Origin of the sequence: Syntrophomonas zehnderi OL-4 (genome assembly GCF_000983115.1) — a bacterium.
Classification (GTDB): domain Bacteria; phylum Bacillota; class Syntrophomonadia; order Syntrophomonadales; family Syntrophomonadaceae; genus Syntrophomonas_B; species Syntrophomonas_B zehnderi.
Genome location: NZ_CGIH01000027.1, coordinates 116,414 through 140,887, shown reverse-complemented (window position 1 = coordinate 140,887; position 24,474 = coordinate 116,414). Strand labels below are relative to the sequence as shown.

The window sequence follows — 24,474 nt, the reverse complement described above, 5'->3', positions numbered from 1 at the left end:
TTAGCTGTTCCCCGCCACACTAGCTATTTTTCGTTAGTTTAGCCTTCCCGCTAGTTTATCGTAATTTCTCTGCCCAAGCCATAATCTAAAATAGTCCTCCCATTTCTTTTTTTACAATACTCGGACTGTTTTCTTTTTTTCCTAGGGGCATTTTTTGTTGCCTACAACTTTATATGGTCTCATCATTTCGTTGTCTTCATGATCAAGAATATGACAATGCCACACGTAACCTGGACCCTTGGTGGCATCAAAGGGGAATGGACTCCCACTTTGCTCGGCAAAACGCACTTTAATCGTTGTAACTTCGCCTGGGTTCATTTGAACGGTATCCTTCCACCCTTGTTCGTTTAATCTAGGCGGCATCGGATCTCCGATAAGATATGAATCCACCGGCCATGGTTTAGTAGGTTGTGAAAAAGGCGGCATCATACCACCGTTGGCAGCCATCCAGTCAGCCATATAAGTATCGGTATCAAACAGCTGTCTGGAAAAGAGTTGAAATTGGACAAGATGCAAGTGTATTGGATGGGTATCGCCAGTAAGATTAACGATTTCCCATTCTTCTGTAGTACCTAGTTCGGGGAATTCTGAAATAGGGGCACTCCATTTCTGTCCGTTAAGCAATACCTCAAGAGGTCCTTGGGGTCCCATTACTTCAACAAGTGTCAACGTTCTTTTGGGTGCGTTGGGGGTCAAGGTCGGTATTATATTCAGCGTTTCCGGTAAAGGTTGAAGCACCGGCAATGAACCGGCTGGAGATACTACGGTAAACTGCATAATTTGCCCGGTTGTTTGTGGATCAGCTGGATCTCCGTTGGGGAAAGGGGTTGGAGCAGTATTCATAAGGATTAATTTTGTACCGGGACTAAGGGCGGAGAAGTCGATCAAAATATCGGCCCGTTCACCTGGAGAAATAGTAAGTTCACTGAGAGTAACCGGCATAGGTAGATAGCCGCCGTCAGTTCCGATTTGGGTAAGTGTCTGACCATTGGAAAGACTTAGCGTGTAGAAGCGGGCATTTGACCCATTTAATAGCCTAAAACGGTATTTTGTCGGTTCAACGTCTAAATTTGGCCAGACCAGGCTGTTTACCATAATAGTATCGCCGAAAAATTCCGGAACCCAATATGGATGAATATCTGGATCGATTCCTACATTGGGGAAAAAGAAACTGCCGTCACTATTAAAGGTTCTATCCTGGATTACTAGTGGAATCTCATATTTCTGGCTAGGCAGCAAATGGGCAACGGGGTCATTGGGATCCCTTAATAGATAAAAGCCGGCCAGCCCCATAAGTACGTTTAAACGGGTTATACCCAAAGTATGATCATGGTACCAGAGGGTGGTTGCTTGCTGTCTGTTAGGATAAATGTATCTGTCAGTGATGTAAGCAGGTCCTGTTTTGGGTTTTCCTTTTAATGAAGAACAATTATGAAGGTGGGTGAACCATGCCTCAGGGTGTCCGTCAAAAGCAGAGGGTACTTCCCCGCCATGTAAATGTGTCACAACGGGAACAGGATACTGGGCCTTTTTATATCCTGGGGGAAAAGGTAGACAAGGACACATAACCATGCCCAAATTATTAGGGTCTGCCCAATGTAATGTCGGATCCACCGGCAGTAGATGTGGACTTGATAGCTTGTTTATCCATTTGACAGTTAAGGGACAATTCCTGGTAGCTTCGAAAGTGGCGCCAGGAGATTGTTTGATATAGCCTAAAAGTTTGCCGGTAACAGCGTCTTTTGCCTGCCCCCCATAACCCCAAACTGTTGTGGCCGGAAAACCAGGCGGGAGAATCTGCTGCTGGAATTCCAGAATATCTACCATGTATTCATGTCCGCAATACGATGGAATATGCACCGGCGGAGGTCCTCCAATATTATTGACATACTTTTGAATAGTTATCGGATTTATAGTTGCCATAATAATCACCTCTTTCCAAATTTAGCAAACCATTCCTGACATATTATATTAAAATATTCAGGCAAACGTTCCAAATCGAGAAAACACCTCGCTTTTTTTGATTAAAAGAGATAATATTTAAACCACTTAATATTGGGTAAGGTTCGCAGCCGCTCCTTGTGTTGGTGATAGATGATGAATAAAAAAATGAAAACAATTTTAGCGATTGTGGCGATATTGGTTATTTTTATCGTGGTTTCATTCAATATCAGCAATAATTATATAACCACCACCAATTATTTTGTTGCCTCTCAAGATCTCCCCACTGCCTTTGACGGATACAAGATCTTGCAGTTATCAGATTTACACAGCCGGGAATTTGGAAAAAACAATTATAAGTTAATAAACAAAATTGACAAGGTAAACCCTGACATCGTAGTAATGACTGGTGATATGGTTAATTCCAAGGATGAAAACTATGACGTTTTCATCTCCCTGTCTCAAGCGTTGGCAGCTAAATATGATGTCTATTTTGTCATTGGCAATCATGAACAATGTTTAGGCAAAAACAACCTGCAATCCCTCACCCAAAAACTGACGGCAATGGGCGTCAATGTTTTAGATAATAATAAAGCGACCATCGTAAAGGCTGACGATAATATTGCCCTTTACGGAATGTGGTTTAACCTCCGCTATTACAGCAATTTGAACATGAAATACGTGCAAAATAACGTTAATAACTATTTTTTTAGCATTGATAAAATGAATCAGGTGCTAGGAAAAAAAGATGCCGAGGTATTTAGCATACTTTTGACACATAATCCGGCTTATTTTGAAACCTATTTAAAATGGGGAGCAGATCTGACCCTGGCCGGACACATACACGGCGGAATGGTTCGCCTGCCTTGGTGCGGCGGAATTTTTTCCCCGGAAAAAATCTTTTTCCCTCCATATGATGCCGGTGAGTTTTCTGCTTCCGATAAAATGATGATTGTCAGCCGCGGATTGGGCATCGGTAATGAAGGCTTTCGATATTTTAATTGCCCAGAACTCGTTGTGGTAACACTTAAAAAATAGTCTCCTTGCGTCTGTGCTTAGAAAGAGAGCCGTCCATTCATGTATGGACGGCTTTGCTCATATATAAGAATCAGGAGCCAATAGCTGGCTAAGTACACTTAAACTATTATTGCCTGCTTCTTTAATGAGCAGAAATAGAGGGGAAAGTTTCAGCCTGCCAATAAGGTTAATGCTAAAGTTAACAAATCGGGCGGTTTTTTGGTACGGTTAATAAATTGTTGGGGATGCTTTTATACCTGAAAATCAGCTATTGTGCCTTACTGAACCGGCTAATAACAAATTATGAAGCGAGGAAAGGAAAGGTTACAAAATGCATGATATTTATTACAAAATCGGTGAGGTTTCGGATATGTTGGGTATTGAGCCCTATACCCTGCGCTATTTGGAAAGCACCTTGAAACTGAAAATCAGGCGGGATGAACGAGGGGAAAGGCTTTATTCAGACGCTGATCTGGATACCCTGCGTTTAATCCTGCAGCTTAAAAACGAAAAGGGTCTGAATACAACGGCTATAAAGTTAGCACTGGAAAACCTGAATGAAAATTCAGATTCACCTAATGCCAGCCCGCAGGTATACAATCACGTTGATTTTGTAGAAATATTTACCGTGGCCCGAACTATCATGCAACAAAATGACGAGATTTTGGTTCAGAATAAACAAATGCAGGAACGTTTACAGGAATTAGAGAAAAAAATGAGCGCTGCCGAGCAAAAAAGAGAAGAAAAAATAACTGAACTAATAGCCCTAATTAAATATGATTCCGAAGATAAAAAACCCGGATGGCTGGCCAAATTAATGCGCAAATAGATTTTATTTCTGGTAAGCAAACCGAAAATTTTTTCCCTAATTTCTTTTAATTATGTTACCATATTGGTTGTATCAGGCCATTGCATTTTTTTCTGGTTTCGGAAGTACGGCAGTATAGTGCAATCTGTCTGTTACAGTCTCATTTAATTTTATATTGTAGGACTGGAGGATGGTTTAATTGAGCGTACTACTCACTTTAGTACCAATTATTGCTGTGCTTGCACTGCTGATCCTGGCAAAATGGCCGGCCGACCTAAGTGGTTTTGTAGGTTGGGTATTGGTAGTGCTGATCGGTTGGCTTTTTTTTCAAACTTCATTGCAGGTAGGGTTAACCGCAAGTTTGGCGGGTATAGTAGCTTCATTCCCTGTCTCCTTGATGGTCGCGGCTTCCATATTTCAGATCACCTTTCTTGAATCCACCGGGGCTTTAAAGCGAGTCGTGGTATTCGTAAAAACCTTGGCAAAAAATGACCAGGCTGTGCAAATAATGATAATTAACATGGGTATAGGTACCTTGCTGGTGTCAGTAGGGGCAACCCCTGTTTCGATCCTGCCGCCGATTATGCTGGCTTTGGGCTATTCGACCTTCGTGGCCGTTGCTCTGCCGGCGTTAGGTTTTGATTCCCTTTGTACTTATGCCCTACTGGGTGCGCCGTTGGTCGTTTTTTCGGACATGACCGGCACCTCCCTAACGGATTCAGCTCTGGTTTTTTCCCAGTTTATGCCCATAATATCAACCATGATCGGATTCGGGATGTTGTTCATCGTGGGCGGCTTGAACAAAGTTAAGGAGGGCTTTCTACCCTGTCTTTTAGCGGGTATGACTATGGGTTTAACTGCCATGGCAGTTGCCCATATCGGCAAAGGTATTGTTCTGACCGGGGTTATCGCTGGCATGGCAACGGTACTGGTGATGATTGTTTATTTAAAACTGCGCCGCCAACCGTTACTCGATCGTTCCTGCCTTACTGCCCAGGATAAAGCCATAGAAGAGTCACTGCCTTTGCGGAAAGCCTTGGGACCTTGGCTGATCCTGATAATTAGCTGTCTCATCATCAACTTCTGGCCGCCTCTTTTTAATCTGCTGTTTAACGATTTGGCTTTTCCCTTGCAGATTATTCCTGGCGGCAAACCTGTAAACACTAGGTTTTTATGGAACGCTTACACCTGGGTAATTATCAGCACCTTGCTGGCAGTACCGTTTTTAAAACCAAGCCGGGCCCAGTGGCAGGAAATATTATCCAAGTGGTGGCAACGTGCTCCCCGCCCGACTTTCTCAGCGGCAATCTTCTTTGCAATCGCCTATGTGATGATGTTCTCTGGTTATGCGCCAACGGCTTCTGGATGGGCACTGATCAAGCCGGATTATAACATGATCTCTGTGCTGGCCGTTACTTCGGCTGACTTTTTCAATGGGCTCTACCCTGCGGCAGCCGCTTTCCTGGGATTGCTGGGTGGCTTTGTAAGCGGGAGTGAAGCCTCGGCCATTGCGCTCTTTACCAAATACAACATTATGACTTCCGAAATATTGAAAATTGACCCCTTGGTAGTAACAGCAGGCATGGCGATTTCAGCAGGTCTGGCCAGTGTTATCTCCCCGGCCAAATTGCAAAACGCAGCCGCTACTATTGATGCCCTGGGGATTGAGTCTAAAGTTATCAAGATAGCCATTCCCATCGCGCTTATATTTACCACAGTAGCTGCCCTGTTAACGTTTATATGGGCTTGAAGTAAGAGGTAATAAACTTTATAGCCCCCACCACTCTATGCAGTTAGTGGCGGGGGCTATTTTCCTATCTTTTTATTTCAAACTCACAATTCATTACGGCGGTTATCTCTTTTTCCAGAGAACTGGTATCATTTATCCCATAATCAGAAACTTCATTGGAATACAACGGAGTAATTTGGAAAACCCCCATTCGAGCAGCCCTTAAAGCACCAACCCTGCTGCCGGCGTTGCTGGCTATCTGCTCTGCACGCACCATAGCGTCCTTAGTAGCCAGCGATAACATTTTCACTTTCATGTCGGCAATTTTAGTGTAAAAATACTGGGGCGGATTGGACTGAAATTCAACTCCCTGATTAATCAAATCTGTAGTCTGGCGAGATAACTCGGTGATTTTATCCACATCCGGGGAACGTATTTCGACCTGCTGGTGCAGCCGGTAGCCTTCCACCTGGGTACTATACTGACCGTTAGGAAGGGTTGCATATCTGACCTCGGTATTGATTGACGAAAAAACCATGTCTTTTTCATTGATTCCCTGATTTTTTAGATAATCTTTTATTTTTTGCTGATCACTTTTAATCTGGTTAAAGGCAGTACTTAACTGCGGTGATTGAGTTGTGAAATTTCCCGTCCATACAGACAGGTCAGATTTTATCTGTTGCTTGGCTGAACCGGTTACGGTAATCGTATTGTTGGCCATTTTAAGTTTTACCATACTATTGCTGACAATAAGAGAAGATAATATCATTCCTAGTGCCAGAATCCCCGCTACCGAAATAACTGCCCATTTTCGACTGCTTTCTTCCACCTTTTCCAATCCTCCTTAAGTTTTTTTATAATATTCCCTAGATAATTCACCTCCTTTTGATTAATAAAAGTTTACTTAATATGTACGTTTGCGCCGCTTAAATCTTACCACTTTAAGGAATTTTTGCTTGCATCTACCGAAAAAAATATTGGGGGAACGGTTACCTGTGGGGTATTGATGATAAAGCCTGCCCTGTAACTTGCTCTGGCTTTTGCAAAGAAACCGCATCCAAAACTGACTTAGATGTTTGCAACTTATATCAAGTAATTGTCTGAGCAGGTGTGTATACTAGAAAAAAGGAGTGACGCAAGTGTCCGTTCAAACAATTGAAACAATGGTGCAATGGGTAGAGAATAACATTACGAAAAACCCCAATCTTAGGGATATGTCAGCATACGTTGGTTATTCACCGTTTTACTGCTCTGTAAAGTTTCGACAGCACATGGGAATGACATATAAGCAATTTCTAGCCCGATGCAAGTTAAAGGCTGCCGCTTGTGATCTTTGTTTAACCGATGACAAAATAACCGATATTGCCCTCCGCTATGGCTACTCATCATCTGAAGCGTTTACGAGGGCTTTCTCTAAAGCGTTTCAATGTTCGCCACGCCAGTATCGGAAAGCTTTCGGTATTTCTCAGGCCACACCTAACCCATAGGGTAGAATGCTTCCTTTTGATTTTTTTGAAAGTGAGTACAATAAACGTGACTGACAGACTTGAGCGAAATGATGTCTGCTGGTGTGGCAGCGGACGAAAATATAAAAAATGCCATGCCCCTATTGAGAATCGAATGGCAAATTACCGTTCAATCGGATATATTGTACCCCATCGTAGATTACTAAAGACCCGGCAGCAGGTTGAAGGTATTCGGGAAAGCTGCCAACGAAACATAGCTTTACTGAATTACATCGAAGATTTTGTGGTTGATGGAGTATCTACGGTAGAACTTGATCGGCTCATCCTGGAAAAAACTAAGGAGCTTAAAGGGATTCCGGCAACACTTAATTACAACGGATACCCTAAAAGTATGTGTATCTCAATCAATGATGTTGTATGCCATGGTATACCCTCTAATCACGTCTATCTGCGCAAAGGCGATATTGCAAATATTGATGTATCCACGATTTACAACGGTTTTTTTTCGGATTCTTCACGCATGTTTTGCGTGGGCACTGTTTCAAATGAAAAGCAACGCCTGGTTGATGTTGCGAAAGAATGTATGGAGCTTGGTATTGCGCAGGTCAAGCCATGGGGATTTCTCGGTGATATTGGGCAAGCAGTTAATGACCATGCCAGTAAAAATGGTTATTCTGTAGTTCGTGAAATTGGCGGTCATGGTATCGGTTTGGGATTTCACGAGGATCCTTGGGTCGGTTTTGTGGCCTCAAAAGGAACGGGCATGCTCTTAGTTCCGGGACTTGTTTTTACCGTTGAGCCTATGATAAATATGGGTAGTTCCAAAGTAGTAACAGATAGAAGCGATAATTGGACTATCCGCACTGTCGATGGGATGCCTTCGGCCCAATGGGAAAATACAGTCCTGGTTACAGAAACAGGTTATGAGGTGTTAGCATATTAACAGAGGCAGTGGTTGTTTTTATGTGCAGATAAACATATTGATTGCGAAGTAAATGAATTAATTAAACCAGGCGCTTAAAATAGTAGAGCCTTACTTAGGGGAAATGGTAGATTGAACCTTTTGAAGCTCTTTTTCTATCTGTTGCAGATTGTTTAAGGCAATTGCGGACTTAATCACCAAAATGTCCATCTGTTGGTTTTCCAGGGCTCGGATCACGTCTTCTATGGCAAATTCACTTTTATTGAGCAGATTTTCATCTTTGATCTTTGACTGAAGCTTAAAACGATGCCAACTTTCTTTAATATCTGCTATTCGCCCCTCAGCTTGCTCCCAGTTAGCGTTGCCCGCCTCGGCTGCGGCCGCTAATAACTGATATTTGGTTTCATAAAAATCAGGTGGTATCGGCATTTTGAATATCCTGGTCAGTTTGGCATACTGTCCATACAGCGCGATGGCCGACATTAGACTGCTGTTTATGTTCTGTTGACTTATTCCCACAGTCAGCTCGTCCAGAATCTGTTCAAAGTCGTTTCTTTCAGTCATACCCAAACCGTCCTTGACAGCTTTGGGCTCAAGTGCGTTCCAACTGCTATGAATATTGATTAGGCTCGTTTCTTCAGCCTGCCAGTCATTTATCATCTGCTTATTGGCCGCAGCCTGATCCGGCCGCTTTTTTTCTGATTCCTGATCTGATTCAGATCGTCCCCCCTTGGACTTGGACTGCTCATCGGCTTGGCTTTTTTCGGGGCCGGATTTTTTTGGTTCCGTGGAAAAATGGCTCATTTCGCCCTGCTGCTTGGATTTTTGAGCCAGATTCTTTTTCTGGCCCAGGCTGGCCATAATCTTCTCCAAGTCTTTATGGATTTTCTCCATCTCCACCGGGGCATTTTTAGAATCAGACGGGGCCGGTTTTTTTGCGGCCGAATCCTTCTCTAGGCCGGAACAGCCGGCCAAGGTTACAACAAACGCTATCATAATCACTATAACAGCTATTTTTAATCCCAATCGGTTCAATCTATATCACCCCTGGTTTCATTCACAAATGCTATTAAACCCAGCTTGAATTAATAGGCTGTCTGATTTTTAGGATATCCCGAATCAGGCTAATTATTCCGCGGAGCGCGGGGAAAAGAGACCCGCCTATTTTAGCTTGTGAACGTAATCCATGATTTCGGCGCTGGAAAGTGTGCCAACGCGATGATCATAGATTTTTCCGTCTTTTTGAATAATGAAGGTGGTCGGCAGGTTCATGATACTATAAGCATTGGCTGCCTTACCTTTGCTGTCTACCAAAACCTTGAAATTATATTGGTGGTCACGGATATATTTTTCGGCTGCTGTGGCCGTTCCCCGACCGCGGGGCACATCCACGGTTAACAACACCGCCTCATTGGTTTGCTTCAGCTCGGTGGCCGTTTCGTTCAGTTCTGGCAAAATAGCCTTAGAAGCATAGCTCCAGCTGGACCAAAAGACCAAGATTATTATTCTGTTTTGGTAATCCGACAGTTTGACGGTTTGACCATCAAGATCTTTAAGATTTATTTCCGGAGCGGTTTCTAGAGGGGGTTTAAAGCCTTTATCATCAGATGAAATTGGCGGGGGTTGGGATGGGAACGGTTGAGGCGACTGTCTGACAGTATATGCGCCATACAAAACTACTGCGACAATTAGCCCGGCTGCTATTAGCTTTAAGTATCTGCTCATAATATACTCCTATTTGGCTAATGTATAATCTGTAAAAAAGGGTACTATAATGAATCCCGTTGTCAAGTAGTTTTTGGGGGGCAGTCCTTATCCAACCAAAAGCGGCTTTCTCAGCAGTAAAGCTGAAGTGCGCCGTTTGAATACAGGAGGGAGTAAAACCGGCATAATATTCGCCTCCCTTAAAAAAAGATCCGGAGTGTTTGACCTCGTCCTGTCAACAACCCCGGTCTTCTTAATCAACCTGACCCGAAAATATGTAGCGGTTACATGGAGTTGTTTTTCAGGCGCATATGCGTATGGTCGATATCTACTACGATGACTTCCCGGCCGATTTTTTTTACTGATTCCCAAGGTATCACCAGTTTCTGGCGATCTGTCCAGAAGTTTAGCATATTACCGCGGTTAGGGAGAATAATGGATACTATTTTGCCGGTCTCTTGATCGACTACCATATCCGACTCTCCTACTGTGCCCATCCGCATTCCGTCATAAATATTGACCATTTCCTTGCCAACCAGATCGTTTAAACGCAAATCCCATCCCTCCTGTGACTTTAGGGGTTAACTTATCATAGCCGTCAATCACTGCCAGTTAACGCCTGACGTCATTTTTATTTTCCGGTATGGCCGAAGCCGCCCGAGCCTCGTATGGTGTCCTCGAGCTCATCGGTTTCCTGCAGGTCTACCTGCATAATTCGGGAGAAAACCATCTGGGCGATTCTCTCGCCTCTTTTTAATGTATACTCTTTGTCCCCCAGATTTATAACAATGAGCTTGATTTCGCCGCGATAATCCGAATCAATCGTACCGGGGGTATTTAGCAAGGTTAAGCCGTATTTTAAGGCCAATCCGCTGCGGGGTCTAATCTGAGCCTCGTAGTCAGTCGGCATAGCCACGGCAATGCCAGTAGGTATCTGAGCCCTTCCTCCCACCGGGATAATGATATCCTGCTCGTTGGCGGCATAGAGATCGACTCCTGCCGAACCGGGGGTCTGATAATGGGGCAGGGGCAAATCCGGAGAATGCAGGCGTTTTATCATTACTTTCATATTATTTACCTCCACCATTTCATGTATTCCTGTTCGACTGATTTAAGCGCCTGTTTATCCCCAATTGCGGCCAGGGAGAAGTAATCCGGTCTGAGCATCTGGCGGGCCAGTTCATTTACCTTATCCACGTCCACAGCATAGATTCTATCAATGACTTCCTCTGGAGTTACTATTTCATCATACATCAAAAGGGATCTGGCCACCCTGGTCATACGGTTCATGACACTTTCCAAACCCAGATATATACTGGACTTAATCAGCTTCTGGGTGCGCTCGACTTCCTCGCTGCTCACTCCCTGGTTAACGAAATTACTTAATTGTTCATTCAAGGCTTCATAAAAACTTGCTACCTTGCTGGGACCGGTTCCGATGTAGATCGTATACATGCCTGCATCTGCATAGTTGGAAGAATAACTGTAGACCGAGTAAGCCAACCCCATTTCTTCGCGCAGACTCTGAAAAAGCCGCGAACTCATGCCGCCACCTAGTATGCTGTTCATCACATTCTGCGCATAGCGGTCATCACTATGGTAGGAAAGGCCGGGAACGCCCATACATATCTGCACCTGTTCAACGTCTTTGGGCAGCAGGTTAATAAATGATGCGGCCGGTTCCGGTATTTCCAGGAGGCTAGGAACCAACTGACCGTTCAGGCTGCCGGTCAGTTTTTCAATAGCCTCTTGGATTTTTTGATGATCCACATTGCCAGCAACGGCAAAGACCATATTGGAAGGTAAATAATTTTTCCGGTAATACTGGTACAAGACCTCCCTCTCCATCCCAGTAATGGAGTCCAAGGTGCCCAGAACCGGGTATCCCAACGGGTGTCCTTCCCAAAATTTTTGGGCAAACACATCGTGAATAAGCTCGTCCGGGGTATCTTCATACATGTTGATTTCCTCTATAACTACCCCTTTTTCGGTTAAAAAGTCCCTTTCGTTAAACTGGGAATCAAACAGCATATCACAGATAATTTCTATGGCCTTATAAATATCCTCGTCCAAGGTACGAGCGTAAATACCGGTATATTCCTTGGAGGTAAAGGCATTTAGCTGACCGCCCATCCCCTCAAATGTTTCGGCTATTTGACGAGCCGTCCGCTTGGCGGTGCCCTTAAACAGCATATGCTCAACAAAATGGCTGGCTCCGGCTATATCCGGGGTTTCATTCCGGGAGCCAACTTTTATATATACACCGATAGCCGCTGATTTTAGATAAGGAATTTCTTCTACTACCAGTTTCCCACCACTGCTTAGACGCCAGCAATTAATCACAACTGATACCTCCTGCATATAAATGTTCCGTGCTGAATAAGCGATCTGGTTAAATTCTATATTCGTGATATATAAAACTTACAATAGTTAGTCTTATTCTTTGCTAAAAAGCTTATTCCTTTTTTAAGCCGCAGGAAAAATGTCAAGTCCGGCAACTTGTCTTTGTTATTTTTATATCGACCAGTCATAATCGCAGTCCACAACCACCTATGAAATAGCTGCTGTGTTACAAACTGGAAAAGCTCGTCTTGCCTGCGGAAACTGAAGCATCCGCTACGTTTATTGGGGCTAAAGCTTCCGCTCAAAAGACCAGGTTTTTGAGTATATGCGCTGAGGCTGCAGATAGCTTATTATTAATTAAAGATAAAATAAGTGTAAATCTGTGACTAATTAATACGCGTTTCCCGCGTCTATTAAAACCTATTGCCCGGAGCGGCTTAATAATTTTAGTATGATCCGTTTAAGCGGATGTGGTTCCCGGGGGATATCTTTGCGGGTAACCAAATCGATCGTTTCTACATATTGACCTTCCATGAAAACATCCATTTCTCCTACCTTATAGCCTGCCGCTAAAGGAGCTTCCAAAAGATAATTCATCCTGATCCTTTTTTCTATATCGGCTTTATCTTCTCCCAGCCACAGCCATAGATCACTGCGGGGCATTATTTCAGCATAGGCAGCTTGGCCTTTGCTGACCTTGACGTTTTTGAATACTTCCCCGGAATCAATGATCTGACTACGGGCGGTCTGTTTAAATCCATAATCCAACAGGCGGGCGCAATCCCCGCTGCGGTCGGATGATTTTAGTACAACGGCTATTAATTGCCGACCTGAGCGAGTCGCTGAAGCTATTAGGCATTTCCCGGCTTCATTGGCGGTGCCGGTTTTTATTCCATCGGCCCCCGGATAACTTCCCAGCAAGTTGTTGGTATTATTAATTGTCAGAGGCTGAAGATAACCGGGATGCTTGAAACTGCTTTGCCGGGTAGCAACCATTTTAGCCAGATAAGGTTGGGTCAAGGTATAGCGGCTGATACGCGCCAGATCAAAAGGCGTGCTGTAATGCCCTTCCTGGGGCAGTCCGGAAGCATTGCGAAAATGGGTACGCATTGCCCCTAGGGCAAAGGCTTTTTTACTCATTAAATGACCGAAAAATTCTTCATCCCCAGCTATATGTTCCGCCAGCACCACAGCGGCATCATTGGAGGATTTGATAAGGCTGGCCTTCATTAACTCATGCAGGGACAGCTCCTGTCCACGGCGCAGCCCGATACTGTATTGGGGGGTACGGCTGGCAAATTGGCTGACTGTGGCAATTTCATCCAGATCGGCATACTCTAAGACCAGTATGCCGGTCATGATTTTAGTTGTGCTGGCGACTGGACGCTCCTGGTTCGCATTTTTGGCTAGAATGGGCTGACCTGTAGCTCCTTCCACCAGACAGTAATACCGGGAGTTTATGGATGGTGCCGCCCAAACTGGCAAAGGTTTAAGCCCCAACAGCAGCCCAAGTGCCAACAGGATTGCCCCGGTTATTCTAATGGCTCTCACGCGAATTTGATCCTTCATCCAGATTTTTTTCCTTTTCAATAATGATCTTGTCAATGGTTACCATTTTGTAGTTCTCTTCCTTAATCTGTTTTAACAAATCCGGCAGAGCTTTAACGGTTGGTTCGGTAGGGTGCATGAGGATTATGGCATCATTGTGTATCTTTTTCATCACCCGGTTAACGATCGTTTGCGGATCTGGACGCTGCCAGTCAATCGTGTCAACGCTCCACATGATTAACCGATAATTGATGTCAGAGGCTGCCTTAACTACATTGGGACTGTATTCCCCGTAAGGAGAGGCAAAAAAACGGCTTTTTTGTCCGGTTATCTCTTTGATTATGGCCTCGGCTTTTTTGATTTCGCCGCTGCCTGCTTCTGCGGTGAGGTTATTAAAATGACAATGCTTATAACCATGGTTTTGTATGCTATGGCCTGCTTTGTGCATTTGTTTTAACGTCTCCGGGTTTTTCTCCGCCCATTTTCCGGTTACAAAAAAGGTTACCCGGGCATCGGTAGCAGCAAAACTCTTGAGCATAGCAGGGATAAATTCTTCGCCCCAGTCTACGTTAACGGTTAGGGCCACCGCTTTTTCTCCGCTGTTGCCCTGGAATATGGGTTTTTTAAAATCGATGGCATTCGAGGCAATGCCGGTATGATTGTAATAAATCAAAGCAAACGTTAAAAATCCTGCCGCCAACAAGGTTACGGCTGCAGCCGTCAGCAGGGTTTTTCTGGAAAAAAAATAAATCCTCATATTAATTATTTCCTCCCCATATTTCTGCCGATATCCGTCCTCTATACATGGAAGCCTTGATTATAAGCGGTCCGGTTCGGTTGTTGCGAAACCGCAGATCCTGATCTCCATAACTGACTGTAGCGTCCTTGCCGGGGGGTACGTAATGGATTGGTTTGCTGTGGGCATGCCTTTCTACGATAGGCAGGTGTGCATTTAAGGCTGCATTGTAAAGGGTGCTGGATACCTGGCATACGCCTCCCCCGTAATCCATCCCAAAAGACCCGCCAATTATCACAGGTGCAGGGAGATACCCCCTTTCCGGGGTACGGGGTCCGGTAGTTTCATTAAAAGAAAATTCTTCTCCGGGCCAGATAATAGTATGGTTAATGCTATAGCAGGCTACACTGATATTTTTATAGCGTTCGCCGCTGCCGCGAAATCCGGTGGCGTAGTTTCCCAGACAATTCCGGGCTTGCTCCAGGCTTTCTTTTTTATACCGGGGTTGCACTTTTACCCTTTTTAGTTTGACCGTATCTCCTTCAGCGGCGGCCAAGATTTGATTTACACTATCCTCAACGTTGATTACCATACCCGGTTTTTCAGGGAGGATGGCTCCAGTCTGTTTGTCGATACTCGGTTCTACCGGTAATTTTTGCACCTGAATTGCAATTTCTTCAATTACTTCCCGCAGTTCCCCCGGCAGTAACCGCTCAACCTGTACTCCCTCGATAGTAACGCCTTTCTTGACCCCCAAATGATCGCGCTCCATCTTATCAAGCCAACTGTTTACTATGTTAAGGCTAATCAAAAAGGTCACAAGAAAAAGGGTTCTACCGTTGATTTTGAAAGAATAAAACCCTCTTTTAAAAAATAATACCCACCGCCTTTTTTTTAACTTTTAAATAATATTCGGCAGTGAGCACTACTATTCAGTTTTTCTAAATTTAATTTTTAATCCCAATTCAACGTGGCTGCAGGCCACAACCTTAATAATCATTGCCATGTAACATATGTAGTTCCCGCAGGGGGCAATCACCTCTGAAAAAACGTTTTACGGAACGACCCAAGGTCGTTACCCGCAATGTCAATATCTGGGTCTATTAAAACTGCGTGATCTGTGTCTATTTAATGGTTAACTCTCAGGCAAAGGATTACCCCTTGCCTGGACTGGTTTTATTTAGCTGCTTTTAAAACGGCTTTACGGGAAAGGTTGATGCGGCCCTGGTTGTCTATTTCCGTAACCTTGACCGTAATCTGATCACCTATATCAACCACATCTTTCACCTTGTTGACTCTGTCTTCCGCCAACTGGGATATGTGTACCAACCCCTCTTTGCCGGATGAGCCCAGCACTCCGGGTATGATCTCAACAAAGGCTCCAAAGTCCATAATGCGTTTAACCGTTCCAGTGTAGATTTTACCTACCTCAACTTCAGCTATAATTGATTCAATCAGGAATTTAGCACGATTGGCGCCTTCGTTGTCGGTCGCTATAATAAACAGGCTGCCATCATCTTCAATATCAATCTTGCAGCCTGATTCGGCCACAATTTTATGGATAGTCTTGCCGCCCGGCCCGATAACTTCCCTAATCTTGTCAGGCTTGATCTGCATTTTGATCATCTGGGGAGCATAGGGGGATAGTTTTTCATTAGGCTTGTCTATAACTTCCAGCATTTTGTCCATAATATACATTCTGCCTTCACGTGCCTGCTCTAACGCTGCCGACACTATTTCACGGTTTACGCCCAAGATCTTAATGTCCATCTGCAAGGCGGTAACGCCTTTAGCAGTGCCGGTAAGCTTAAAGTCCATATCACCCAAGGCATCTTCTATTCCCTGAATGTCACTGAGGATGGCAAACTGATCCTCCGATTTGACCAAACCCATTGCAATTCCCGATACAGGGGCCTTGATAGGCACTCCGGCATGCATCAGGGAGAGGGTGCTGCCGCAAACACTGCCCATGGAGCTGGAACCGTTGGATTCTAATACTTCAGAAACTACCCGGATGGTATAGGGAAATTCATCGGCTGAAGGTATAACCGGCATCAATGCTCTTTCTGCCAAAGCTCCGTGGCCTATTTCTCTTCTGCCGGGTCCGCGCATCGGTTTTATTTCACCCACGCTGTAAGGAGGAAAATTATAGTGATGTATATAGCGTTTGGTCTCATCGATACCCAGTCCATCCAGACGCTGTTCTTCACTGATAGGCCCCAGGGTGGTCACCGATAATACCTGGGTCTGTCCTCGGGTAAACAGTCCTGAGCCATGCGGGCGGGGCAGGAAGCCTACTTCACAGGATATCTGTCTGATTTCGTCCAGTTTCCTTCCGTCCACGCGTTCTCTGTCTTCCAAAATCATCTTGCGGACTATTTCTTTCATGATCTTGTCAATCAGGTTGCTGATATCGTCCAGATTTTCTGGATAGATCTCTTCAAAATGAGTCAGAATGGACTCGGCGGCTTCATCCATGTGGGCTTCGCGTGTCTTTTTATCCGGATTTTTAACCGCTTCTTCCAACAATGCTAACGAATATTCATTTACTGCGGTTTCAATTTCTGGGTCTATACAGACTTCGGGAACCTCCATTTTTTCTTTAGCTAGTTCTTTATATATAGGCTCCTGGAATGCTACGATGCGTTTAATCTCCTCATGGGCAAAAAATATTGCTTCCAGCATATCCTGTTCCGGGATTTCATTGGCCTCTCCCTCAACCATCATGATAGCCTCTTTAGTTCCAGCCACCACTAAGTGCAAATCACTTTTATGGTATTGTTCTACGGTCGGATTGATTATAAGTTGTCCGTCTACCATGCCTACAATGACGGCTGCTACCGGCCCGGCAAAAGGTATGTCAGATACCCCCAAGGCAACAGAAGCGCCTATTACCGCCGTGACATCCGGGGCGTTATCCTTTTCTACAGACAATACAGTGGCGACCACATGGATATCGTTTCTAAATCCTTTGGGGAAAAGGGGTCTTATGGGACGGTCAATCTGGCGAGCCGATAGGGTAGCTATTTCTGTAGCACGTCCTTCACGTTTGATAAACCCGCCCGGGATTTTACCAACCGCATATTGCTTTTCTTCATAATCAACCGTTAAAGGGAAAAAGTCCAGACCCGGCCGCGGGGCTTTGGACGCAGTGGCAGTGACCAGCAAAACGGTTTCCCCATATCTGACAATAGCTGCGCCGTTAGCTTGTTTGGCCACCTGCCCTACTTCAACTACCAACGGACGACCGGCTATATCGGTTTGGTATTTGTGTACGATGCTAACCTCCTCCTTTCTATATTAACAAGGTTTCGTAACATATAAAGTTAAAGAGCGGCAATCCGCTCTTTACCTGCGTAGACCAAGTCTGGTAACGATGGAACGGTAACGTTCAAAGTCACTTTCTTTAAGATAATCCAGAAGAGAACGTCTTTGTCCAACCATCTTTAACAGGCCTCTTCTGGAATGATGATCTTTCTTATTGGCCTTCAAATGTTCATTTAAGTAGTTGATCCTCTCCGTGAGAATTGCAATCTGTACTTCAGGGGAACCGGTATCGTTTTCATGAATCTGGAATGCTTTGATGATCTCCTGTTTTTTTTCCGGTGTCAGCATTTTTTCACCTCCTTAGTCATAATCGCCATTAACCAAGCCATACGTCGGTGAAAATCGTAAAGCCTAGCCATGGTTCAAACGTTTTGCCTGCCATTAATATGCAGCATGGCATGTATTATATTCCAAAGCAATATTTTGCCGCTCTTACCAGTTATTTTTTCCACGGTTTGCCTTAATTATACAACCTAAAAAACACTAAGGTTTATTTTATCACAGCAGTTTGGAAAAGTAAATTATGCTATTATGCCCCCCAAACGGCTCTGGGCCGCGTTTTATAGATCCCAGTGATAGTCCTTGGCGATGGCGGCAGCCCTATCCCTATCCCTGCCAATTTGCGCAATTAGTTCTTCCACACTCGCAAAGCGCTCCTCATCTCGCAGTTTTTCAATCAGACTCAAGCTAACTTCCTGCCCGTATATGTCTCCGGTAAAATCTATAAGATGGGCTTCAATGGAAACGGGATATTCATTATAGAAAGTCGGTTTGCTGCCGATATTGACTACGGCACTGTATTCCTGGTTGTTCAACCAGGCTTTGGCGGCATAAACACCTCGGGCCGGGATGCTATAAATACGGTCGATTCCTACATTGGCAGTGGGAAATCCTAATTGTCGGCCGCGCTGATCACCCTCCACCACTATGCCGTCCATTACCGGACGATAACCCAGCATACGGCGGGCTTTCGTCAAATCACCTTTTTCCAGGGCCTGACGGATAAGCGTGCTTGATACGACCTCATCCTCAACCTTGACCGGAGGAATTATGTGTACCTCAAAGCCATGGGTTTGACCCAACAGCTGCAAAAGCTGGGGTGTTCCTATGCCCCGGTGGCCAAATGAATAGTTAAAACCAACGAAGACACCTTTTACATGCAGCTTGTCAATTAGGAAATCAGCAACAAATTGTTCAGGAGTCCAGGCCGCTATATCTCGGCTGAAAGGACTGTAAATCAAAAGATCCAGACCGAATTTCTCCAAAAGCTGGGCTTTGCGCTGCGGGCTGGATAAAAGCGGAGGCATCCGCTCCGGGGTGAGAATTTGAGTCGGATGCGGTTCAAAAACAAAGGCACCGGCCATACCCTGGGCCTCATGCTTCCTTTTTAACAATTGATCGATTAAACTCTGATGTCCCCGGTGTACTCCATCGAAATTACCCAGAGCCAGAAAAAGATCTTTTTCCGCGGGCCGATAGTTTTCCATTCCTAATACTATTTGCATGCCAACGCTCCTTGAACTTATTAAATTCCAATCTATACAGCTAGGATAGCATCCTTAATGATAAAAATAATCTGTGTAAATCCATTATCCGAGTTCGTGTTAGGTTTTGTTCTAATTCGTCTTTAATACTTTTTGGGGTTTGATATATCGGCTGTCTGCCTGGGTTATTATTCTGCCTATGGCCAGCAAGGAGGCTGGTTCGGTTTCCGCTGACATATAAACCCTGACCAGGTCAGCGTTGATATCTGAGTCAACTGCCGCCTGGCTGCCATTTTGAATCCGGAATATATCGGCCGGTTCACGCAGATATATAGCCGGCAGGCTCTTGAGCGGATAATCAAGCGGTTTGATTATATCCTTAAAGGAACCAGCGAGCTGTTCTAATTCCTCCAAGGTATGCGCATCCTCGAGCCTAAATATACCCGCCCTGGTTCTTACCAACCTGGACATATAGGCACCCGTTCCCAGTCTCTGACCTATGTCATGGCACAATGTCCTGATGTAGGTCCCCTGAGAGCATTCCACCTCAAGGTCAACAAACGGACGACCCGCTTCATCATGACCGATATCCAGCAATTCGAGGGTCTTAATCGCAATCGTACGGGACGGGCGCTCTACTTCAATTCCCTGTCGTGCCAGCTCGTAGAGACGCTTACCCTGATGATGGACGGCGGAAAACATCGGTGGTACTTGCTGTATGATGCCGGTAAAATCCTGCAATATAGCGGTAAGATCAGCTAAATCAAAGTAGCTGGGGCCGGTGGCAACAATATTCCCCCAGGCATCCTGGGTGTCCGATACCGCTCCTATCGTCATGCGAGCGCAATATGTTTTATCAGAATCAGGTATATACTCAATTAATCGGGTGGCCTGTCCCAAAGCCACGGGCAATACACCTTCGGCCATGGGATCTAGTGTACCTAAATGACCCATTTTGGTGGGGGGGAAAATCTTTTGCAGTTTCTTTAATACTGCAAAAGAAGTCGGCCCCTGGCCTTTATTTATACAAATAAATCCATCCAATTAAGTGATCACATCCCTGACTGTTTGTACTACATTTTCTATGCATGCTTCAAGATCACCGTTTACCTGAGCCCCGGCCGCCTGTCTATGCCCACCGCCCTCATACAGAGCAGCCATTCGGGAGACATCGAATGCACCTTTGGAACGAAAACCAACTTTTATCTCTTTTGGTCTGATTTCCCGAAACAATAAACCAACTTCTACTCCTTCCACCTTAAGGGTGTGATTAATGATGCCCTCGGGGTGAAGGTCAATAACCCCCAGGCGTTTGGCATCCTCAAAACTAATCGACATCCAGGCAAGTTTCCCGTCCGGGCTGAATTGAATACCGTTCAGCGCATGGCCCAAAAGGCAAATCTCCTCACGTTTTTTGGATTCGAACAGCTTGATTTTCGTAAGCTCTAAATCTGCCCCGCATTCCAGCAAATCAGCCGCTATACGAAAAGTTGCGGGGGTTGTGTTGTTATGCTGAAAGCTGCCGGTATCCTGAATAATAGCTGCATATAGGGCATTTGCCATTGCGGGTTCAATCTTAATATCTAAAACCTTTAACAGTTGGTAGATTATTTCTCCGGTAGCAGCCGCCCGCGGCTGAATACAATTAAGATCCGCAAAACAGGTATTGCTTTCATGATGGTCAATATTTATACTGAAACAATCCGGGGCTATTAGTTTTAATACCTCTTCTCCGGCCCTTTCCCTATCAGCACAATCCAGAAAAATAACCTGGCTTAACTCACCGTTCACCTGATCGGGAGACAATACCTGTTCGCTGCCCCGTAGATAATTATAAATATGTGGTACTGGATCTTTCAAAACCATGCCGGTTTTTTTGCCCATGGCTGTGAGAGCCTGGCCCAGGGCAAGTAATGAACCGATGCTGTCCCCATCTGGGATAGCGTGACTTATTAGCCAAAAATTATCACGCTTTTGTATCTCCCGGGCTATTTTTTTAAGATTTTTCATCACTGTGATCCTTTTTTTCCTCGGCTTCCTTGCTTAATTCCTCCAGCAAGGAGGACATCTTTATACCGTGCTCGATGGATTTGTCCAATCTAAAATCCAATTCGGGCGCATGTCTGATTTGAAGCATCCGTGCCAATTCCGTGCGTATATGCCCCCGAGCGCTTTGCAGGGCTTTCATGGTCTCAGCCTGTTTGACTTCATCACCCAGAACGCTGATATTGATTCGGGCATGACTGATATCTGCGGGAATATCCACCCGGGTCACTGAAACAGTACTAAAATCAATGCGGGGATCTTTGATTTCGTGCTGAATTATGGAAGATAGACTTCTTTTAATTTCTTCAGCCATTCTTTCCTGTCTACGTTTACCCATTTATAACACCCCCGTATATATTTATTGAATCTCTGCGGATAACAGCTCTGTCAGATTAGAGGTTGCTTTCTATCAAGGGAGTCTGTACCGTCATGTGCAACGTTTAATCCAGGGTTCTTTTTATTTCTTCCATAGTATAGGCTTCGATAATATCGCCTTCTTTGACATCATTGAAATCCTGGATACCTATACCGCATTCAAAGTTGCTGACGACCTCTTTGACATCATCTTTAAATCTTTTTAAAGATTCCAGTTTGCCATCGTATATTATGACTCCATCTCTTAAAACCCGCATATGGGCATTTCTTTGCATTTTTCCGTCAATCACATATGAGCCGGCAATCGTGCCGATATTGGGAACTCTGAATGTTGCCCTTACTTCAGCCCTGCCCAGGTATTTCTCTTTGTATTCAGGGTCAAGCAGACCCTCCATAGCTTTTTTGACATCCTCGATTGCCTCATATATTACCCGATACAGCCGGACATCAATATTTTCTTCTTCAGCATACCTGCGGGCTTTAACATCCGGGCGGACGTTAAAACCAATTATAATTGCATTAGAAGCCGATGCCAGCATGACATCTGTTTCAGTAACCGCACCTACGGCTGAATGAATCACGTTTACTTTGACTTCAAGGGCGTTTAATCTCAGCAAAGAACTGGCCAAGGCTTCGACCGAACCCTGAACATCACCTTTTATTATCAGGTTAAGTTCTTTTACATCTGCATCCTGCATCTGTTTAAAGAAATCATCCAAGGATATTCGGCTGTTTTTCTTTTGTTCTTCCAGTTTCTTTTCGTTTAAGCGCAGGTTAGTAATTTCCTTGGCTATTTTTTCGTCACAGGCCTGAACTTTTTCACCGGCTTCAGGCACATCTGACCAGCCCGTTATCTCGACCGGCATAGATGGATAGGCTTCTTCCACCCTGCGCCCCCGGTAATCTGTCATAGTCCTGACTTTGCACCAGTTTGTGCCGCAGATTAAATAATCTCCGGTACGCAGGGTTCCTTTTTGTACCAGAACCGTAGCAACGGCTCCGCGGCCTTTATCCAATTCCCCTTCTATAACCACACCTTCCGCTAAGCGGTGCGGGTTGGCCCGCAAATCGTGTATTTCGGCAATCAATAGCACCCTTTCCAGGAGGTCTTCAATCCCCAGGCCGGTTTTGGCTGAAACCGGAATAAACATGGTGTCGCCTCCCCATTCTTCGGGGACAATATTATATTCAGTTAGCTGCTGCATAACCTTGTCGGGGTTGACATCATTTTTGTCCATTTTGTTCAGGGCCACCACAAAGGGAACATCAGCGGCTTTTATATGGTTTATGGCTTCCACCGTCTGAGGCATAACCCCATCGTCAGCTGCTACTACCAGGATAACCAAGTCGGTAAGGTTGGCTCCGCGGGCTCGCATAGCGGTAAATGCAGCGTGGCCGGGTGTATCAATAAAGGTAATGCGGTTTCCGTTAACCGTTACCTGATACGCGCCTATATGCTGGGTTATGCCCCCCGCTTCCCCGGAAGCCACATCAGCTTGGCGGATTCTATCCAAAAGGGAAGTCTTGCCGTGGTCTACATGCCCCATAACGGTGACAATCGGTGAGCGCGGCTGCAAAGTTTCCTCGGTGTCGATTATTTCCTCCAAGATTTTTTCTTCTTCACTTATTTCACGTTCAACATCAACACCAAACAGGCTAGCCACAATTTCTACCGTATCAAAATCTATTTCCTGATTTATGGTGGCCATGGTGCCAAGTTCCATGAGTTTTTTAACTATTTCAGCCGGAGTTTTGCCCATTTTTTCAGCCAAATCCCTGACCTGAATGGACTCCCCTACCTGAATGAGTTCCGGTGTAAGCATTACCGCATCCTCTTTTTTGCGTTTATGTTTGCCTTTGCGTTGTGGACGGCTGAAATCCTTTTTAGGCGGTATGCCTTTATTCTGTCCAAAGTTCTTGTTCGCAGCCGCAGTTTTCTGTCCAGGAGAACGGCCTTTTTTTATCTGTGGGGCCGGTTTGTTATCCGGGCCATTAAGATTGTCCCGGGAAGGATAATCTTTTCTTCCTGAAACTGCATTCGGTCGTTTGTCAGCTTCGGTCCCTGCATGGGTGCGATTGTCTTGAGGACGGGAGGCATTTTGTGGTCGGGGTCGGTTATCCTGTGCCTGTCCGGCCGTTCTATTCTGAGGTCTGGAGGCAACCGGTTGACTCTGGTTTTTTGGGGTTGCGCCCGGTTTTTTTTCCGCTCTAGCGGGTCTCAGATTTGCACTTTGGTCACGTTGCGGCGATCGGTCAGGTGAAAGCGTCTCCCGGGTAGTATCATTCCTGCGCGCACGCACATCCTGACTTGGGCTCGCTGTCTGATTCTTATTTGGCTGCTGAGGCCTGTTTTGTTGTTGAATTTTGCTTTGGTTCGGCTGTGGCTTAACGTTGCGGTCAACTCCGACGTCACGCGAGGCTTTTGCTTCTTTAGGCGCAGTTTTGGGTTTGGGTTGTGGTTCAAAACGCATTTCCGGCTTGGACGAAGCCGCTTTTGGTTCGCTGGCAGGGGTTGGCTTGGCATTCTCAGCCGTTTTTGAATCCCTCAGTCTTTTTCTCACCCAGTTGGCCTGTGAATCTTCCATGGTGCTCATATGGTTTTTTATATCCAGACCTAACTCCTGCAGCGTATTAACCATATTCTTGCTCGATATCCCCAGTTCTTTAGCCAATTCATGTACTCTTATTTTGGCCATTCAACCACCCCCATACTTTCTACATTTTCTCCGCTCGCCTCAATCGTGTCAAATATCGCTTTTACCAAGCCCGTATCATTTACGGTTATAGCTACCCGATAGGCTTCCCCAACTGCAGTTCCCAGATCGTATTTATTACCCATGATAATGCAGGGTATTTTTTGCCTGGTACAGGTTGAGATCAGGGATTCCTTCGTATTTTCCGAAATATCTTGACTTAAAATCAATAATACGGCTCTTTTACGCAAAAGACTGGTTTTAGCAGCCATTGTTCCTGAAGATATTTTGCCGGCTCGTTGGGCCAGCCCCAGCAGATTGTAAACCCTTTTCAC

The 24,474-nt window shown here is 45.1% G+C and carries 23 protein-coding genes; 5 read left to right on the top strand and 18 right to left on the bottom strand.

From position 1 onward, the window contains the following. Nucleotides 1–141: 141 nt before the first annotated feature. Nucleotides 142–1,923 carry a multicopper oxidase family protein gene (locus tag AAV90_RS08005; protein WP_046497486.1) on the bottom strand — a complete coding sequence of 594 codons (1,782 nt, stop codon included), beginning with the start codon at nucleotides 1,921–1,923 and terminating at the stop codon, nucleotides 142–144. Between the two features lie 186 nt (nucleotides 1,924–2,109). Here AAV90_RS08005 and AAV90_RS08000 point away from each other — a divergent pair, with 186 nt between their 5' ends. The 3 genes from AAV90_RS08000 to AAV90_RS07990 all read left to right on the top strand — a co-directional run bounded on the left by AAV90_RS08000 (nucleotide 2,110) and on the right by AAV90_RS07990 (nucleotide 5,516). Continuing rightward, the gene (locus tag AAV90_RS08000; RefSeq protein WP_084691519.1) at nucleotides 2,110–2,979 is read left to right on the top strand and encodes a metallophosphoesterase; all 870 of its coding nucleotides are present in this window, start codon (nucleotides 2,110–2,112) and stop codon (nucleotides 2,977–2,979) included. A 310-nt stretch (nucleotides 2,980–3,289) separates the two neighbouring features. Then, complete coding sequence (locus AAV90_RS14100; RefSeq protein WP_052729679.1) at nucleotides 3,290–3,787, top strand: MerR family transcriptional regulator; 498 nt, start codon at nucleotides 3,290–3,292, stop codon at nucleotides 3,785–3,787. A 178-nt stretch (nucleotides 3,788–3,965) separates the two neighbouring features. Continuing rightward, a complete protein-coding gene (locus AAV90_RS07990; RefSeq protein WP_046497482.1) occupies nucleotides 3,966–5,516 on the top strand; it encodes an L-lactate permease in 1,551 nt (516 codons plus the stop codon). Between the two features lie 64 nt (nucleotides 5,517–5,580). On the opposite strand, the gene AAV90_RS07985 is transcribed toward AAV90_RS07990, so the two are convergent. After that, a complete protein-coding gene (locus AAV90_RS07985; RefSeq protein WP_242847512.1) occupies nucleotides 5,581–6,324 on the bottom strand; it encodes an SIMPL domain-containing protein in 744 nt (247 codons plus the stop codon). A gap of 310 nt (nucleotides 6,325–6,634) precedes the next feature. Here AAV90_RS07985 and AAV90_RS07980 point away from each other — a divergent pair, with 310 nt between their 5' ends. Together AAV90_RS07980 and AAV90_RS07975 are read left to right on the top strand one after the other, a co-directional pair. Continuing rightward, complete coding sequence (locus AAV90_RS07980) at nucleotides 6,635–6,982, top strand: helix-turn-helix transcriptional regulator (protein ID WP_046497481.1); 348 nt, start codon at nucleotides 6,635–6,637, stop codon at nucleotides 6,980–6,982. Between the two features lie 46 nt (nucleotides 6,983–7,028). Further along, the gene (locus AAV90_RS07975) at nucleotides 7,029–7,904 is read left to right on the top strand and encodes a methionyl aminopeptidase (protein WP_046497479.1); all 876 of its coding nucleotides are present in this window, start codon (nucleotides 7,029–7,031) and stop codon (nucleotides 7,902–7,904) included. Nucleotides 7,905–7,994: 90 nt separating this feature from the next. Here the strand turns inward: AAV90_RS07975 and AAV90_RS07970 are convergent, their stop codons facing one another. From AAV90_RS07970 to AAV90_RS07895, 16 genes are all read right to left on the bottom strand, one after another. Continuing rightward, the gene (locus tag AAV90_RS07970; protein WP_046497478.1) at nucleotides 7,995–8,918 is read right to left on the bottom strand and encodes a hypothetical protein; all 924 of its coding nucleotides are present in this window, start codon (nucleotides 8,916–8,918) and stop codon (nucleotides 7,995–7,997) included. Between the two features lie 126 nt (nucleotides 8,919–9,044). Next, the gene (locus AAV90_RS07965) at nucleotides 9,045–9,608 is read right to left on the bottom strand and encodes a TlpA family protein disulfide reductase (RefSeq protein ID WP_052729678.1); all 564 of its coding nucleotides are present in this window, start codon (nucleotides 9,606–9,608) and stop codon (nucleotides 9,045–9,047) included. Nucleotides 9,609–9,871: 263 nt separating this feature from the next. Then, nucleotides 9,872–10,141, bottom strand: coding sequence for a YlmC/YmxH family sporulation protein (locus AAV90_RS07960; protein WP_046497476.1), 270 nt, complete (start codon nucleotides 10,139–10,141; stop codon nucleotides 9,872–9,874). Nucleotides 10,142–10,218: 77 nt separating this feature from the next. Beyond that, a complete protein-coding gene (gene dut, locus AAV90_RS07955) occupies nucleotides 10,219–10,656 on the bottom strand; it encodes a dUTP diphosphatase (protein ID WP_046497474.1) in 438 nt (145 codons plus the stop codon). Between the two features lie 5 nt (nucleotides 10,657–10,661). Next, complete coding sequence (locus AAV90_RS07950) at nucleotides 10,662–11,930, bottom strand: M16 family metallopeptidase (protein WP_052729677.1); 1,269 nt, start codon at nucleotides 11,928–11,930, stop codon at nucleotides 10,662–10,664. A 420-nt stretch (nucleotides 11,931–12,350) separates the two neighbouring features. Continuing rightward, on the bottom strand, nucleotides 12,351–13,499 hold the full coding sequence (locus AAV90_RS07945) for a D-alanyl-D-alanine carboxypeptidase family protein (protein WP_052729676.1): 1,149 nt from the start codon (nucleotides 13,497–13,499) through the stop codon (nucleotides 12,351–12,353). Further along, nucleotides 13,468–14,235, bottom strand: coding sequence for a polysaccharide deacetylase family protein (locus AAV90_RS07940; RefSeq protein WP_046497471.1), 768 nt, complete (start codon nucleotides 14,233–14,235; stop codon nucleotides 13,468–13,470). The genes AAV90_RS07945 and AAV90_RS07940 overlap by 32 nt, the downstream gene beginning before the upstream one ends. Nucleotide 14,236: 1 nt before the next feature. Next, on the bottom strand, nucleotides 14,237–15,034 hold the full coding sequence (locus tag AAV90_RS07935) for a VanW family protein (RefSeq protein WP_242847511.1): 798 nt from the start codon (nucleotides 15,032–15,034) through the stop codon (nucleotides 14,237–14,239). 356 nt (nucleotides 15,035–15,390) lie between these two features. Continuing rightward, nucleotides 15,391–17,493 carry a polyribonucleotide nucleotidyltransferase gene (locus AAV90_RS07930; RefSeq protein WP_046497469.1) on the bottom strand — a complete coding sequence of 701 codons (2,103 nt, stop codon included), beginning with the start codon at nucleotides 17,491–17,493 and terminating at the stop codon, nucleotides 15,391–15,393. Nucleotides 17,494–17,562: 69 nt separating this feature from the next. Further along, nucleotides 17,563–17,829 (bottom strand): 30S ribosomal protein S15, encoded by a 267-nt coding sequence (gene rpsO / locus AAV90_RS07925; RefSeq protein WP_046497467.1) that lies wholly within the window; start codon nucleotides 17,827–17,829, stop codon nucleotides 17,563–17,565. A 272-nt stretch (nucleotides 17,830–18,101) separates the two neighbouring features. Continuing rightward, the gene (locus tag AAV90_RS07920; RefSeq protein ID WP_046497465.1) at nucleotides 18,102–19,046 is read right to left on the bottom strand and encodes a bifunctional riboflavin kinase/FAD synthetase; all 945 of its coding nucleotides are present in this window, start codon (nucleotides 19,044–19,046) and stop codon (nucleotides 18,102–18,104) included. A gap of 111 nt (nucleotides 19,047–19,157) precedes the next feature. Then, on the bottom strand, nucleotides 19,158–20,069 hold the full coding sequence (truB, locus tag AAV90_RS07915; protein ID WP_046497464.1) for a tRNA pseudouridine(55) synthase TruB: 912 nt from the start codon (nucleotides 20,067–20,069) through the stop codon (nucleotides 19,158–19,160). Beyond that, a complete protein-coding gene (locus tag AAV90_RS07910) occupies nucleotides 20,070–21,035 on the bottom strand; it encodes a DHH family phosphoesterase (protein ID WP_046497462.1) in 966 nt (321 codons plus the stop codon). It lies immediately after the preceding gene. Beyond that, a complete protein-coding gene (rbfA, locus tag AAV90_RS07905) occupies nucleotides 21,022–21,408 on the bottom strand; it encodes a 30S ribosome-binding factor RbfA (protein WP_046497460.1) in 387 nt (128 codons plus the stop codon). Before rbfA ends, AAV90_RS07910 begins: the two co-directional genes overlap by 14 nt. A 103-nt stretch (nucleotides 21,409–21,511) precedes the next feature. Next, nucleotides 21,512–24,142 carry a translation initiation factor IF-2 gene (gene infB / locus AAV90_RS07900; protein WP_046497458.1) on the bottom strand — a complete coding sequence of 877 codons (2,631 nt, stop codon included), beginning with the start codon at nucleotides 24,140–24,142 and terminating at the stop codon, nucleotides 21,512–21,514. Continuing rightward, nucleotides 24,130–24,474, bottom strand: coding sequence for a L7Ae/L30e/S12e/Gadd45 family ribosomal protein (locus AAV90_RS07895; RefSeq protein WP_046497455.1), 345 nt, complete (start codon nucleotides 24,472–24,474; stop codon nucleotides 24,130–24,132). The genes infB and AAV90_RS07895 overlap by 13 nt, the downstream gene beginning before the upstream one ends.